This is a genomic window from Arthrobacter sp. AG367, assembly GCF_007828995.1.
Taxonomy (GTDB): domain Bacteria; phylum Actinomycetota; class Actinomycetes; order Actinomycetales; family Micrococcaceae; genus Arthrobacter.
Genome location: NZ_VIVE01000002.1, coordinates 537,805 through 551,043 on the forward strand (window position 1 = coordinate 537,805; position 13,239 = coordinate 551,043).

General features: G+C 67.9%; 12 protein-coding genes and 1 tRNA gene. 11 read left to right on the forward strand and 2 right to left on the reverse strand.

Going from position 1 to position 13,239, the window contains the following annotated elements; genetic code table 11:
* The first annotated feature begins 56 nt into the window (after nt 1–56).
* Nucleotides 57–1,985: an FAD/NAD(P)-binding domain-containing protein gene (locus tag FB478_RS09550; protein ID WP_144600281.1), complete on the forward strand. Its 1,929-nt coding sequence runs from the start codon at nt 57–59 to the stop codon at nt 1,983–1,985.
* 93 nt (nt 1,986–2,078) lie between these two features.
* Here the strand turns inward: FB478_RS09550 and FB478_RS09555 are convergent.
* Nucleotides 2,079–2,166 (reverse strand) — tRNA-Ser (locus FB478_RS09555).
* A gap of 108 nt (nt 2,167–2,274) precedes the next feature.
* Here FB478_RS09555 and FB478_RS09560 point away from each other — a divergent pair.
* The 10 genes from FB478_RS09560 to FB478_RS09605 all read left to right on the forward strand — a co-directional run bounded on the left by FB478_RS09560 (nt 2,275) and on the right by FB478_RS09605 (nt 12,822).
* The gene (locus FB478_RS09560) at nt 2,275–3,258 is read left to right on the forward strand and encodes an NAD(P)H-quinone oxidoreductase (protein ID WP_056389261.1); all 984 of its coding nucleotides are present in this window, start codon (nt 2,275–2,277) and stop codon (nt 3,256–3,258) included.
* Between the two features lie 123 nt (nt 3,259–3,381).
* On the forward strand, nt 3,382–3,987 hold the full coding sequence (locus FB478_RS09565) for a PadR family transcriptional regulator (RefSeq protein ID WP_144600282.1): 606 nt from the start codon (nt 3,382–3,384) through the stop codon (nt 3,985–3,987).
* A complete protein-coding gene (locus FB478_RS09570) occupies nt 3,984–4,721 on the forward strand; it encodes an ABC transporter ATP-binding protein (protein ID WP_144600283.1) in 738 nt (245 codons plus the stop codon). The genes FB478_RS09565 and FB478_RS09570 overlap by 4 nt, the downstream gene beginning before the upstream one ends.
* Nucleotides 4,721–7,585, forward strand: coding sequence for a hypothetical protein (locus tag FB478_RS09575; protein WP_144600284.1), 2,865 nt, complete (start codon nt 4,721–4,723; stop codon nt 7,583–7,585). The genes FB478_RS09570 and FB478_RS09575 overlap by 1 nt, the downstream gene beginning before the upstream one ends.
* Nucleotides 7,586–7,678: 93 nt before the next feature.
* Complete coding sequence (locus FB478_RS09580; protein ID WP_018771212.1) at nt 7,679–7,963, forward strand: DUF1540 domain-containing protein; 285 nt, start codon at nt 7,679–7,681, stop codon at nt 7,961–7,963.
* Between the two features lie 226 nt (nt 7,964–8,189).
* Nucleotides 8,190–10,487 (forward strand): carbon starvation CstA family protein, encoded by a 2,298-nt coding sequence (locus FB478_RS09585; RefSeq protein WP_056389249.1) that lies wholly within the window; start codon nt 8,190–8,192, stop codon nt 10,485–10,487.
* Nucleotides 10,487–10,690, forward strand: a complete 204-nt coding sequence (locus FB478_RS09590; protein WP_144600285.1) for a YbdD/YjiX family protein — start codon at nt 10,487–10,489, stop codon at nt 10,688–10,690. The genes FB478_RS09585 and FB478_RS09590 overlap by 1 nt, the downstream gene beginning before the upstream one ends.
* A gap of 91 nt (nt 10,691–10,781) precedes the next feature.
* Entirely contained in the window at nt 10,782–11,408 is a 627-nt protein-coding gene (locus tag FB478_RS09595; RefSeq protein WP_018771209.1) for a bacterial proteasome activator family protein, read from the forward strand.
* Nucleotides 11,409–11,415: 7 nt separating this feature from the next.
* Nucleotides 11,416–11,859, forward strand: coding sequence for a hypothetical protein (locus FB478_RS09600; RefSeq protein ID WP_018771208.1), 444 nt, complete (start codon nt 11,416–11,418; stop codon nt 11,857–11,859).
* Between the two features lie 117 nt (nt 11,860–11,976).
* The gene (locus FB478_RS09605; RefSeq protein WP_026266063.1) at nt 11,977–12,822 is read left to right on the forward strand and encodes an aldo/keto reductase; all 846 of its coding nucleotides are present in this window, start codon (nt 11,977–11,979) and stop codon (nt 12,820–12,822) included.
* 219 nt (nt 12,823–13,041) lie between these two features.
* Here FB478_RS09605 and FB478_RS09610 read toward each other — a convergent pair whose 3' ends face one another.
* The gene (locus FB478_RS09610; RefSeq protein WP_018771206.1) at nt 13,042–13,227 is read right to left on the reverse strand and encodes a hypothetical protein; all 186 of its coding nucleotides are present in this window, start codon (nt 13,225–13,227) and stop codon (nt 13,042–13,044) included.
* Between the last annotated feature and the right edge of the window lie 12 nt (nt 13,228–13,239).

A 13,239-nucleotide genomic window follows, 5' to 3' on the forward strand; every position in this document is an offset into this window, starting at 1 on the left:
GCTGGCAAGTCAAGCGTCCGGCACATCCTCCGCTTCCAGCCCGTACGCTGGATGCCGTGGAATTATCGCAGAGCAACCGGGCCGTCATCATCGGCGGCGGCCCCCGTGGCACCAGCGTGCTCGAGCGGCTGCTCGCCCACGCCGCCGCGGCCGGAGGCCCTGCACAGCTGCACATCGACGTGGTTGACCCCTACCCGGCGGGCCCGGGGCACGTGTGGCAGCCCGGCCAGTCACGGCTGTTCCTCATGAATACGCAATCCTTCTACCCCACGCTGGTTCCCCAGGAACCGTCGCTGCCGGCGCCCGTGGCCGGCACCACGTTCGACCAGTGGCGTGCCCGGCAGCAGCGGCATCCGTTGCCGGCCCTCACCGGTGAGGAGCGGGCGGAACTGGCGGTGCTGGGGTCCAATGACTTCCCCAGCCGCGCCCTGTACGGCCGCTACCTGAAGTGCATGCTGGAGGAGCTGCTGGCCAAAGCTCCCGACGGCGTCACGGTCGAATTCCACGAAACGTCGGCTGTGTCCGTGCGTCCGGTGGGGGACGGAATGTTCGACGTCGGCCTGGCCACCGGGGCTGCCCTCCGCGCCAACGCAGTGGTGCTCGCCCTGGGGCACATCCCGTCGCGGCTGAATCCGGAACAGCGCGGCCTGCACGCCGCGGCCGAGCAGCTGGGCCTGCAGTACTTTCCCCCTGCCGTGCCCGCAGACGTGGACTGGACACGGATTCCCGCGGGGAAACCCGTGCTGGTCCGCGGGATGGGCCTGAACTTCTTCGACACGATGGGGCAACTCACCGAAGGCCGCGGCGGAAAGTTCGTCTCCACGGGAAGCCGCCTGGAGTACGAACCGTCCGGCCAGGAACCCCTGATCATCGCGGCGTCCCGGCGCGGAACCCCCTACCGTGCAAAAGCAGCCCTCAACGGCTATTACGCCACCTCCATCACGCTCCGCTACCTCACCGAAGCCGCCCTGGAGCGGCTGGCCAAGGCCGGAATCCGGCCCTCGTTCGACCACGACCTGTGGCCCCTGCTGCACCGCGATGCCCTCTGGGCGTACTACGCAACCCTGGTGCGCTCGCAGCCAGGGGCTGTCCCCGATGCGGCGGCTTTCCTGGCAGCGCTGGAGGAAGCCCTGCAGCCGCACGCCCACAGCGCCGCCAACTGGGAAGACGCCGTGGAAAGCGTCCTGGCCGTCCACGTTGGTCCGCGGCACCGGCTGGACCTACCGGGCCTCGCGGCCCCCTTGGCGGGGCGCTCCTTCGCGTCCCGGCGTGAGCACGATGCCGCCGTGGTGGAGTTCCTGCTGGACGATGCACGCCGGTCCGCGCTCGGCGAGGACGACCCCGTCAAGATGGCCATCGGCGCCCTGCACCACGGGCGGGCCCTCCTCAAAACGGCGGTGGCCGACGGCGGCATCACCGATGAATCATGGGTCGCCGGGCTGCGCGGCTGGTTTGAATCCTTCGTGGAAGGCCTTGCCAGCGGGCCGCCGGCGCTGCGCGCCGAACAGCTCGCCGCACTGGCCAGGGCAGGGGTGGTCAGCTTCGTTGGACCCGACCCCAAGTTCGGCGTGGACCGGCAGTCCGCGATGTTCACGGCTTCCTCGCCGTGGGTTGCCGGTCCGCCGGTCCTGGCACGGACCATGGTGGAGGCCCTTGCGCCGGGCAACAGGGTGTCGGCCAATGATTCGCCGGTCCTGGAGCAGATGCTGTCCGATGGGCTGGTGCGTCCACGGCTCATGATGACGGCAGAAGGTGCCCCCGTCGAGTCCACGGGCCTGGACGTGGAGCCCCACCCGTACCGCCCACTTGCCTCCAACGGGTCCGTGACGGAAAACCTGTACGTGCTGGGCCTCCAGTTGTCCTCCACCCAGTGGGGCACGGCCATCGCGGCCGAAGCCCTCCAGCCGGGCAGCCCCGCCTACCGCAGCGGCCAGCGCACCCTCAGGGATGCAGATGAGATCGCGGCAGCCATCCTGCGACGCTGACCCGAACGCCCTGTCACGCTTGACCGGTAAGGCAGCAGCGCCCAAAACACAAAACCCCTGGCGGCCGGTGCCGGCTGCCAGGGGTTTCCAGTGCGGAAGGTAAGAGATTCGAACTCTTGGTACGGGGTTACCGCACACTGGTTTTCAAGACCAGCTCCTTCGGCCGCTCGGACAACCTTCCTCAGCTAGTAGTGTTTCATAGGCACTTGCCTGCAACAAAACAGGAGCGGGAAGGTGCCCGGTGCACACTTGTTGCAGCCAGGATTTGAGTCAGGAACGGGAGAGGTCCATGAAAGCCGTCTACATATCGGAACCGGGCGGCCCGGAAGTGCTGGAAGTCCGGGACGTGGATGCGCCGGTGCCTGGCCAGGGCGAAGTGCTCATTGACGTGGTGGCTGCGGGCCTGAACCGGGCCGATGTCCAGCAGCGCCGGGGTTTCTACCCGCCGCCTCCCGGTGCCTCCGGGATCCCCGGGCTGGAAGTTTCGGGCCGGATCGCAGGCTTTGGCCCCGGCGTCAGCAAGCCATTTTCTTTGGGGGACAAGGTGGTGGCCCTGCTGGCCGGCGGCGGCTATGCCCAGCAGGTGGCGGTTCCGGCCGAGCAGGTATTGCGGGTGCCGGACGGGGTGGACCTGGTCACAGCGGCCTCGCTGCCGGAAGTGGCCGCAACGGTCTATTCGAACCTGATCATGACGGCGCAGCTGCAGCCGGGGGAGACCGTCCTCATCCACGGCGCCACCGGCGGGATCGGCACCATGGCCATCCAGCTTGCCAAGGCCTTTGGCGCCAAGGTGGCCACGACTGCCGGCACTGACGAGAAGGTGGGCACCGCCAAGGCGTTCCTTGGTGCTGACATCGCCATCAACTACGCCGAGGAGGACTTCCCGGAGAGCCTGCGGCGGCAGAACGATGGCTACGGGGCGGACGTCATCCTGGACGTGGTGGGGGCCAAGTACCTCAAGCAGAACGTGGAGGCCCTGGCCGACTACGGGCGCCTGGTGGTGATCGGCCTGCAAGGCGGCACCAAGGGGGAGCTGGACCTGGGCCTGTTGCTGAAGAAGCGGGCAGCCGTGGTGGCCACCGCCCTGCGGCCCCGGCCGGTAGCGGAAAAGGGTGCCATCATGACTGCGGTGCGGGACGCCGTGTGGCCGCTGGTGGCTGACGGCCGGATCCGTCCGCTGGTCGCCAAGACCTTCCCGCTGGACCAGGTTGCGGCAGCCCACCGCTATTTCGACAGCGGCGACCACGTGGGCAAGGTCCTCCTGGTCATGTAGGAACCCTCGGTTGCATACCCGGTATTGCGCCGGGGCGTCAGTCGGGGCTAGGCTGCCTATACGCGGTATGCACGGGTCTTGGGGGCTCGTGCATACCGGTTGGAACCAGCCCGGGGGAGCACAATGTCCATTCGCCACAGCCTCCTTGCCCTGTTGCAGGACCAGCCGCGCTACGGCTACCAGCTGCGGGTCGAGTTCGAGAACCGCACCGGGGCCACGTGGCCGCTGAACATCGGGCAGGTGTACACCACGCTTGACCGGCTGGAGCGCGATGCCTTGGTGGCTAAGGAGGGCGACGACGGCGAAGGGCACGTGGTGTACAGCATCACCCCTGCCGGCAAGGACGAGGTGCGGAACTGGTTTGCCGCCCCCGTGGAGCGGAACAGCCCACCACGCAACGAGCTCGCCATCAAGCTTGCGCTCGCCGTTACCCTGCCCGGGGTCGATGTCCAGGCCATCATCCAGGCCCAGCGCGTGGCGTCCATCCGCGCCCTGCAGGACTACACCAGGGCGCGCCGCGATACGGCGGCAAACCAGCGGGCCACGGATACTGCCTGGCTGTTGGTGCTCGATTCACTGATCTTCCAGACCGAAGCGGAAGTCCGCTGGCTGGACCTTTGCGAGGCCAGGATGGTCCAGCAGGCGCAGGCCACGGCGGCAAGTGGAGCCCGGAAAGCCTCCAACGGGGCCACGGAAGACACCCCGCTCAACGCGGACATCCGCCGGTGAGCGTGCAGGGGCCGCAGCAGGTCGTTGAACTCGCCAGGGTGGGAAGGACTTTCGGGCACGGCGCGACGGCGGTCGCCGCCCTCCGCGACGTTGACCTCACCATTTCAGCAGGGGAGTTCGTCGCGGTCATGGGCCCGTCGGGCTCCGGCAAGTCCTCCCTGCTGGCCATTGCCGGCGGACTGGACCGGCCGACGTCGGGCGCTGTCTACGTTGAGTCCACGCCGCTGGCCGGGCTGGGCCTGAACGAACTGGCCCGGCTGCGCCGCCGGGCCGTGGGGTACGTCTTCCAGGACTTCAACCTGGTTCCCACGCTGACCGCCGCGGAGAACGTGGCGCTGCCGCTGGAACTGGACGGAACTTCCACCAGGAAAGCGCACCGGCAGTCCGCCGATGCGCTGCGGCAAGTGGGGATTCCCGAACTGGCGGACCGGTTCATGGACCAGATGTCCGGCGGCCAGCAGCAGCGCGTCGCGATCGCCAGGGCCATCGTGGGCCAGCGGCGGCTGATCCTGGCCGATGAACCTACAGGTGCATTGGATTCGACAACGGGCCAAGGGGTCATGGAGGTCCTGCGGGCCCGTGCCGACGCCGGAGCGGCCGTCATGCTCGTCACCCACGAAGCCAGGCACGCCGCCTGGGCGGACCGCGTGGTTTTCCTTCGGGACGGGCGGATCATCGACCAGGCCGCCGCCATGCACGATCCCACCATGCTGCTCACCCAGGCCGGTCTCTGATGCCGGTGGACCTTGCTCCGGCGCCCACAAGCCGCCGGAGCAGCCTTCGGGTTGCCCTGCGGCTGGCGCGCCGGGACATCACCCGCCACAAGGGGCGGTCCCTCCTCATCATCCTGCTCATCATGCTGCCCGTGGCCGGGATGACGGGTGCCGCCACCCTCTACCAGAGCTCACAGCGGACGCCGGGTGAAATCGTCACCTACGAACTGGGAAACACCCAGGCCAGGTTCAGCGTCCTGCCCGTTCCCAGCGCGGACTCCCTCCAGGACCCGCTCAATGACGGTGTGGTCGCCTCCAGCACCGGCCGGTTCGATCCTGAATTCCGGCGGACCGACCCGCTTGACGCCATTCCCGCGGGCTACGATGTGCTGCCGCAACGCCTGCTCCAGCTGACCACCGGCGTGGGGGAAGCACTTGTTTCGCTGCAGGGCCGCGAAGTGGATGCCCTCAATCCGGCCTTCACCGGAAAGTTCAGCCTCCTGGCGGGCCGGCCCCCGCGCGACGGCACGGAGGTGCTGGCGTCGCCCGGGCTGATGACGCGCTTCCACCTCACTTTCGGACAGGAATTTACGACGTCGGCAGGCACCTTCGTGCCGGTGGGCACCATTCGCGATGCCGGCCTCCCGGACGGCACCAGCTTCCTGTACCTGCAGGCAGGACAGGTACCCTCTGACCTTGCCAAGGGACCGCAGACCCGCCAGTCCGTGTCCTACTACCTGGTGGGTCCGGAGCCGGTCACCTGGCCGCAGGTCATGGAAGCCAACAGTAAAGGCGTGGGCGTGCTGTCCCGCAGCGTGGTGCTGGACCCGCCGTCCCGGGAGGAACGGACCGTTGCCGGTTCCGTGCCCCGGGATGATTCCACGGAAGCGGTGGCCGTCTACGCCGGGTTCGGCCTGATCGGCGCCCTGGCGCTGCTGGAGGTGGGCCTGCTGGCCGGTGCTGCCTTCGCCGTGGGCGCCAGGCAGCAGGTGCGTGAGCTGGCACTGCTGGCATCCTCGGGTGCGGAAGGCCCCGCCATCCGCGCTGTTGTCACCGCGGGTGGACTCTGGCTGGGCGGCGTTGCCGTTGCCGCCGGAGCCGCGGTGGGGCTGGGAGCCGCTGCCGTCGTCGTCCACGTGGTCCGGTTGCACGGCTCGGCACGGCTGGCAGGGCTGCATCCGGATTTCCTGCTGACACTCGCCGCCATGGCCATGGGGCTGGCATCCTGCACCATCGCGGCGATGGTACCTGCCCGCCAGGTTTCCCGTCAGGCGGTGCTGGGTGCCCTCAAAGCCGGCCGGGCACCCTCCGCGAAGCCGCGGCGGGCACCCCTGGCCGGCGCCGGGGTGCTGGTACTCGCTGCCGGGCTGTTGGCGGCGGGCTGGCTGTTGGGACGGTCCACCAACGATCCGGACCGGCTGGCGGAGCAACTGCCGCTGGTGGTCACGGTGCTCATCCTCGGCGCCGTGCTGGCGGTTGTTGCCCTGGTGCTGCTGACCGGCTGGCTGGTCCTCCGCCTGACCTCCCGCATCCAGTGGATGCCGCTGTCACTCCGGATGGCGGCCCGTGATTCGGCCCGGAACCGCGGGCGCAGCGTTCCCGCGGTGGCCGCGGTACTCGCCGCCGCCACCCTGGCAAGCGCCGCCCTGGTGCTCTCCGCCAGCCAGCAGGCAGGGATGCGGGAATCACATTACTGGGGCGCCCTGGAAAACCAGGCGTACCTGCCGCTGGTGGTGGACCCGCCGGCGTCGGCCGATGGCAGCAGGAAGCCGGCCGTCCGGGTGGATGTCCCTAAGCTCTCCTCTGCGGTGGCAGATGCCCTGGGCACCGTCGAATCGACGCACGTGATCACGGCGCCGGAGAGCCTGCGCAACTGCCCCGAGGGCCCGGCTGATCCCGGACTGCCGGCGCGCACGGATACGTCAAACTGCCTGCTGTTTTCGCTTGCCAGGCCGCAGGCAAATGAATGCCCGAGGACTCCCAAGGGAAGGGTGTTGGACCCGGGCGACTGGCGGTGCCGCGGTTCCATGGTCAGCGAACAACCGTCCGGCCGGGCCATCCTGGTGGGCGGCGGCGAGGAGATCCGGGCGGCGCTGGGCCGCAGCGCCACCGCCGAGGCAACGGCGGTGCTGGACGCCGGCGGGATGGTGGTGACGAACCCGGTGTTCGTCAGTGATGGAAGGGTACTGCTCGAGGGAAAGGACGTACGGACCCAAGAGCCGGCATCCTCGGGGCCGGGCACCGTCCCCTCAACCGTCAGGAGCGACTCCCTTGCCGCGGCAGTGCTTGAACCGGCTGTCGCGGTGCCCTACTACGGCGTTGTCTCGCCGGAAACCGCCGAACGCCTGGACCTCCGCGCGGCCCCGGCCGGACTGCTCGTGCAGCTCTCTGCCTACCCCTCCGAGGCTGAGGCAGATGCGGCCTCCGCTGCGGCCGCCGCCGTCTACGGGCAGCCGGGCATGACTTTCCAGGCGGAACCGGGCGTTTCGCAGGTAAGCCAGTGGATCACCTGGTCCATCGTGGCCGCGGCTGCGCTGATCACCTTCAGCGCGGCGGGCATTACGACAGGACTCTCCATGGCTGATGCCCGGAAGGACCATGCGGTCCTCGCCGGCGTCGGGGCCTCGCCAAGGCTGCGCAAGGCCCTTGCCGGGTCGCAGGGACTGTTCACCAGCGGCGTTGGAGCCGTTCTGGGGACGCTGGCAGGAACGGTGCCAGCGGTCCTGCTGGTCCTTTCCACGGACATGCGGACAGCCCTCGAGGTTCCCTGGCTGCACCTGTCCGCGCTGCTGGTGGCAGTGCCCTTGACGGCGGCAGCGCTCGCCTGGGCCTTCACCCGGTCCGGGCTGCCCCTGTCCAGGCGCAGCCTGGCGGAGGGGCATTAGGTCAAAGTATTGGGTCTTTTTGATCACCGGGATCAGGCCTACCGTAGGTGCACGAGCCGCCCGCCCGGGCGGTGGAACTTACGGAGGAACTTCATGACGACCCATGTTGCCGACTGCAGTGTCACCCGTTGTTCATTCAACGACCATGAAGGCTGCACGGCCCATGCCATCACCGTGGGGGGAAGCCAGGACCACGCATCCTGTGCCACGTTCATCGAGACCGGCATCCACGGCGGCCTGCCCAAGGTCCTCGCCGACGTGGGAGCCTGCCAGCGGGCCGAGTGCGTCCACAACGACCACCTGATGTGCAACGCCCCGGAGGTGCACGTCGGGCCGGGAGCCGACAACGCCGACTGCCTCACCTACGCCCACGCCTGACCGTCCCTGCCGCCATGCGAAGGGCGAAGGCTCCCGTCCGGAATCCGGACGGGAGCCTTCGCTTTTGCCGCAGCCCGCCGTCGTACGTCCGTCACCGCTCATTCAGCGCCGGACTGCCGCCGCTCGCCGCACAGGCCGGCGCCGCGCCGCCGTCGGACCCTTTTGGCAGGATCGGCGTTGGTAGGGTGCCCAGTAGCAAACGAGGGAAAACTCTCAAGGAGGAGACATGGCCGGAATGCCTGACCAGCGGAACAACGGATCCCGGGCGGAGGGCGGGTTGGCGACTGACCCGAATCTTCCCCCGCCCGCTGTGGACGAGGCACGGCTCGACGCCGAAGACCGGAGGTGGACGCCAGGCAAGATCGCGCTCTGGGCAGCAATCGCCCTCCTCGGCGGGGTGGCCTGGTTCATGCTGGCGATCGTCCGCGGGGAAACCGTCAACGCCATCTGGTTCGTCTTTGCCTCCGTCTGCACCTACCTCATCGGGTACCGCTTCTACTCGAAGGTGATCGAGCGCTACATCACCAAGCCTGACGACCGGCGCGCCACCCCTGCCGAATACAAGGCAGACGGCAAGGACTACGTCCGCACCGACCGCAACGTCCTGTTCGGCCACCACTTCGCCGCCATTGCCGGCGCCGGCCCGCTGGTGGGGCCGGTCATCGCGGCGCAGATGGGCTACCTGCCCGGCACCATCTGGATCATCCTCGGCGTCGTCCTTGCCGGGGCCGTCCAGGACTACCTGGTCATGTTCTTCTCCATGCGCCGCGGCGGCCGGTCGCTGGGCCAGATGGCCCGCGAGGAACTTGGCGTCATCGGCGGCACGGCCGCCCTCATCGCCACCCTGCTCATCATGGTGATCATCGTGGCCATCCTGGCGCTCGTCGTCGTTAATGCCCTGGGCGAAAGCCCGTGGGGCGTGTTCTCGGTGGGCATGACCATCCCCATCGCCCTGTTCATGGGTGTCTACCTCCGTTACCTGCGCCCCGGCAAGGTCATGGAGGTCTCGATCATCGGCTTCGTCCTCCTGATGGCGGCCATCATCGGCGGCGGCCTGGTGGCGCAGACCCAATGGGGCGCCACCGTGTTCCACCTGGACAAGGTCACCATCGCCTGGGGCCTGATCGTTTACGGCTTCATTGCTGCGATCCTGCCCGTATGGCTGCTCCTGGCTCCGCGCGACTACCTCTCCACCTTCATGAAGATCGGCGTGATCGTGATGCTCGCGCTGGCCATCATCGTGGTCCGGCCCGAAATCACCGTCCCGGCCTTCAGCGAATTCGCCGGCCGCGAGAACGGGCCCGTGTTCTCCGGCGCACTGTTCCCCTTCCTGTTCGTGACCATCGCCTGTGGTGCGCTGTCCGGTTTCCACGCCCTGATCTCGTCCGGCACCACCCCCAAACTGGTGGAGAAGGAACGGCAGACCCGGTACATCGGCTACGGCGGCATGCTGATGGAATCCTTCGTGGCCATCATGGCGCTGGTGGCAGCCATCTCGATCGACCGCGGCCTCTACTTCGCCATGAATGCCCCCACGGCGCTGACGGGCGGCACCGTGGAAACGGCAGCCACCTGGGTCAACGGCCTGGGCCTGAGCGGCGTCAACATCACCCCCGGCCTGCTCAGCGAAACCGCCGCCAACGTTGGGGAGCAGAGCATCGTCTCCCGCACCGGCGGCGCACCCACGCTGGCCGTGGGGCTGGCGCACATCATGCAGCAGTTCATCGGCGGGACGGCCATGATGGCGTTCTGGTACCACTTCGCCATCATGTTCGAGGCGCTCTTCATCCTCACCGCCGTGGATGCCGGCACCCGCGTTGCACGTTTCATGCTGCAGGACTCGATCGGCAACTTCGTCCCCAAGTTCAAGGAAGCCTCCTGGCGGCCCGGGGCCTGGCTCTGCACGGCCATCATGGTGGCTGCCTGGGGTGCCGTGCTGCTGATGGGCGTGACCGATCCGCTGGGCGGCATCAACACCCTGTTCCCGCTGTTCGGCATCGCCAACCAGCTCCTGGCCGCCATCGCGCTGGCTGTATGCCTGGCCATCGTCGCCAAGCGCGGCACCTTCAAGTACCTGTGGATCGTTGCCCTGCCGCTGGCCTTCGCCGCCGTGGTCACCATCACCGCCAGCTACCTGAAGATCTTCTCGCCCGTCCCTGCCGTGGGGTACTTCGCGAACAACGCCGCCTTCAGCAAGGCGCTGGCGGACGGCAAGACCGAGTTCGGTACCGCCAAGACCGTGGCCGCCATGGAAGCTGTGGTCCGCAACACGGCCATCCAGGGCTGGCTGTCCGTGATCTTCGTGGTGCTGAGCATCATCGTGATTGCCACGGCGGTGCTGGCCACGGTCAAGGCATTCCGTGACAGGGCGGCCGGCACTGCCACCACGGACAACGAGGACCCGGCGGTTCCCTCGCGCGTCTTCGCCCCCGCCGGACTGGTGCCGACGACGGCCGAACGTGAGTTGGCAGCCGAGTGGGACAGGGTGCCCGCAGACGCACGGCTTGAACGGGCCAGGCACTGATGGGCGCCGGTGTGGCTTTGGTGGCCAATGGCTTCCGCGGGTTCGCCCGCTACCTGGGCGGCGTCATGGGCGCGGACGCCTACACCAAGTACCTCGAGCACCACAGGGCAGCCGGGCACCAGGAGGAGCCCCTCAGCGAACGCGAGTTTTGGCGGGACCGTACGGACCGCCAGGACAACAACCCGCAGGGCAGGTGCTGCTGATTGGGCCTGCTGATTGAGCCGGCAGCGGACAAGCCCGCCACAGGCGTTCACGGGTGGACTCCGGGCGGATGGGCCGTGAGAGTATGAACGCATGAGCGATCCCAACGACACTCAGGCAGCTGAGGACCTCCCGGTAGAAGGCACTCCCGTTGACGACACCCAGGACCCCGTGCAGATTCCGTCCGCCGCGGACGGCAAGCCCAGGGGCAGCAGCCTGCAGGATCTGGTGGACGAGCCTGCCAAGGTGATGCGGATCGGCACCATGATCCGCCAGCTTCTCGAAGAGGTGAAGTCCGCGCCGCTTGACGACGCTGCTCGGGGCCGGCTGGCCGCCATCCACGCCCGCTCCATCAAGGAGCTGGAGGACGGGCTTGCGCCGGAGCTGGTGGCAGAACTGGACAGGATCAACCTGCCCTTCTCGGACGACGCCACGCCCTCCGACGCCGAGCTCCGGATCGCCCAGGCGCAGCTGGTGGGTTGGCTTGAGGGCTTGTTCCACGGGATCCAGACCGCCATCGCGGCGCAGAACGCCGCCCGCGAACACGCCGCCGCGCAGCTGCAGCTGCGTCAGCTGCCGCCAGGCACCATGATTGCGCCCGGCGTCGTCATCGGCGAAAACGGCGAGCCGCAGCGCGCCCCGGCCGGAGCACGGCCGGGGGCGCAGGCACGGCCCAACCAGCGTGACGAACCGGACCACGGTCCCGGGCAGTACCTGTAGGCTCCGCTTGGGCTTTTTCAGCGCCGCACGGCAGGGGCGCAAGGATGATGTTGAACTGGGCAAGGGGTTGTGGCGCCGCGCGCACGACCGCTTCCAGCGGGGACTTGACCGCTTCCACCAGGTGCTCGAAGGGGTGGAGGACGACCAGCTGTACGGGGAACTGGTGGATATCGCCAACGAACTGGCCGGCCTCCTGCAGCGTGTCCGGACGGTATGCATGGAAGCGCAGCGGCGTGCGCCCAGTGACGGCCTGGACATACCGGCCGGCCTTGCAGACGTCCACAGGTCCCTCTCCAAGGCGGGCAATTCGCTGGCCACCACGGCTGAGGCGGCGGCAATGCTGCGGCTCGCCGTGGGGCCGGTACCGGTTGGTGCGGTGTCGGTCCGGCGCCGGGCTGAGGCGGTGTTCCAGCAGGTGAACGACGCCGAGAGGCAGCTTCGCGGGGAGTAGCTGGACCGGTGCCGCGCAAATATTCCCGGTTTGGGACGTAAATATCGCGGTTACGCGTGTGGCTGACATTGAACCAAACGGGAGCCTGAAGCGGGGGACGTTTGGCAGGATGAAGAAATGACTTCTTCACCTACCTTGACTTTCAACGACGGAAACACGATCCCCCAGCTCGGCTATGGTGTGTGGCAGGTTGAGGACGGCGTGGCTGAAAAGGTTGTCCGCCAGGCCTTCGAAGCCGGCTTCCGGCACATCGACACGGCGAAGATCTACGGCAACGAGGCAGGCGTTGGCCGTGCAATCGCCGGCTCCGGCCTGTCACCGGAACAGATCTTCATCACCACCAAGCTGTGGAACGCGGACCAGGGGTACGAATCCACCCTCGCCGCCTTCGAGGAATCCATGGACCGGCTTGGCCTCGAAACGCTGGACCTCTACCTGATCCACTGGATGCAGCCCAAGCAGGACAAGTACGTGGACACGTGGAAGGCGCTGATCGAACTCCAGAAGCGCGGCCGGGTCAAGTCCATCGGTGTCTCCAACTTCACCGCCGAGGGCCTGCAGCGCCTGATCGATGAAACCGGAGTGGTTCCGGCCATCCACCAGATCGAACTGCACCCCTACTTCAGCCAGCGTGAACTGCGGGAATTTGGAGCAGAAAAAGGCATCCTGACCCAGGCATGGTCCCCGTTGGGCCAGGGCGGGGAACTGCTGCAGGACCCTGTTGTTGCGTCGATCGCTGCCAAGCACCAGGCGACTCCCGCCCAGGTGGTCATTGCGTGGCACCTGGCCATCGGCAACGTGGTCATCCCCAAGTCCGTGACTGAGTCCCGCATCAAGGAGAACTTCGCGGCACTCGAGGTTTCCCTGGACGCCGGGGACGTTGAAGCCATCAACAACCTGGACCGCACCGCCGGCGGCGAGGGCCGCATCGGACCCGATCCCGCGGTCTCCGACTTCGCGTAACCCGCGACCGGCGGTGCCGGCCCAACCGGCCGGGGACCTCCGCCGAACCAACGTCAGCCCGTGCTGCCGGCAACCGCCAGGCAGCGCGGGCTGACGGCTTTAATGCGAGGCTGGCGCCCGTAACCGGCGTGGCTGTCCTGCCTGGTTTGCACCCTGGTTGGCGGAGCTGGGCCGCGGCTGGCCTGGGCCGTGGACCGCGGGGGTTTTTGGCTGAACCGGTCAGGCGGCGATTCGGACGTGCTCCACGGTGACGGCGTCCACCACGGCCCAGCTGTCTTCGCCGTGGCAGTGCCGGGAGGCGAAGCGCTCGGCCTCTTCGAGGGTGTCAAAATACTCGGAGCGGGCCCGGCCGCAGTCGGCGTCGAAGTACGTTACGTGAAATTCCTGTACGGCTTGGTTTTCCATAAATCCAGTGTG

What these genes read in the sequence shown, in the direction of transcription:
- FB478_RS09595 (WP_018771209.1), top strand. Translation starts at nt 10,782, where the DNA reads ATGAGCGATCCCAACGACACTCAGGCAGCTGAGGACCTCCCGGTAGAA.
- FB478_RS09580 (WP_018771212.1), top strand. Translation starts at nt 7,679, where the DNA reads ATGACGACCCATGTTGCCGACTGCAGTGTCACCCGTTGTTCATTCAAC.
- FB478_RS09585 (WP_056389249.1), top strand. Translation starts at nt 8,190, where the DNA reads ATGGCCGGAATGCCTGACCAGCGGAACAACGGATCCCGGGCGGAGGGC.
- FB478_RS09610 (WP_018771206.1), bottom strand. Translation starts at nt 13,227, where the DNA reads ATGGAAAACCAAGCCGTACAGGAATTTCACGTAACGTACTTCGACGCC.
- FB478_RS09560 (WP_056389261.1), top strand. Translation starts at nt 2,275, where the DNA reads ATGAAAGCCGTCTACATATCGGAACCGGGCGGCCCGGAAGTGCTGGAA.
- FB478_RS09565 (WP_144600282.1), top strand. Translation starts at nt 3,382, where the DNA reads ATGTCCATTCGCCACAGCCTCCTTGCCCTGTTGCAGGACCAGCCGCGC.
- FB478_RS09605 (WP_026266063.1), top strand. Translation starts at nt 11,977, where the DNA reads ATGACTTCTTCACCTACCTTGACTTTCAACGACGGAAACACGATCCCC.
- FB478_RS09590 (WP_144600285.1), top strand. Translation starts at nt 10,487, where the DNA reads ATGGGCGCCGGTGTGGCTTTGGTGGCCAATGGCTTCCGCGGGTTCGCC.
- FB478_RS09575 (WP_144600284.1), top strand. Translation starts at nt 4,721, where the DNA reads ATGCCGGTGGACCTTGCTCCGGCGCCCACAAGCCGCCGGAGCAGCCTT.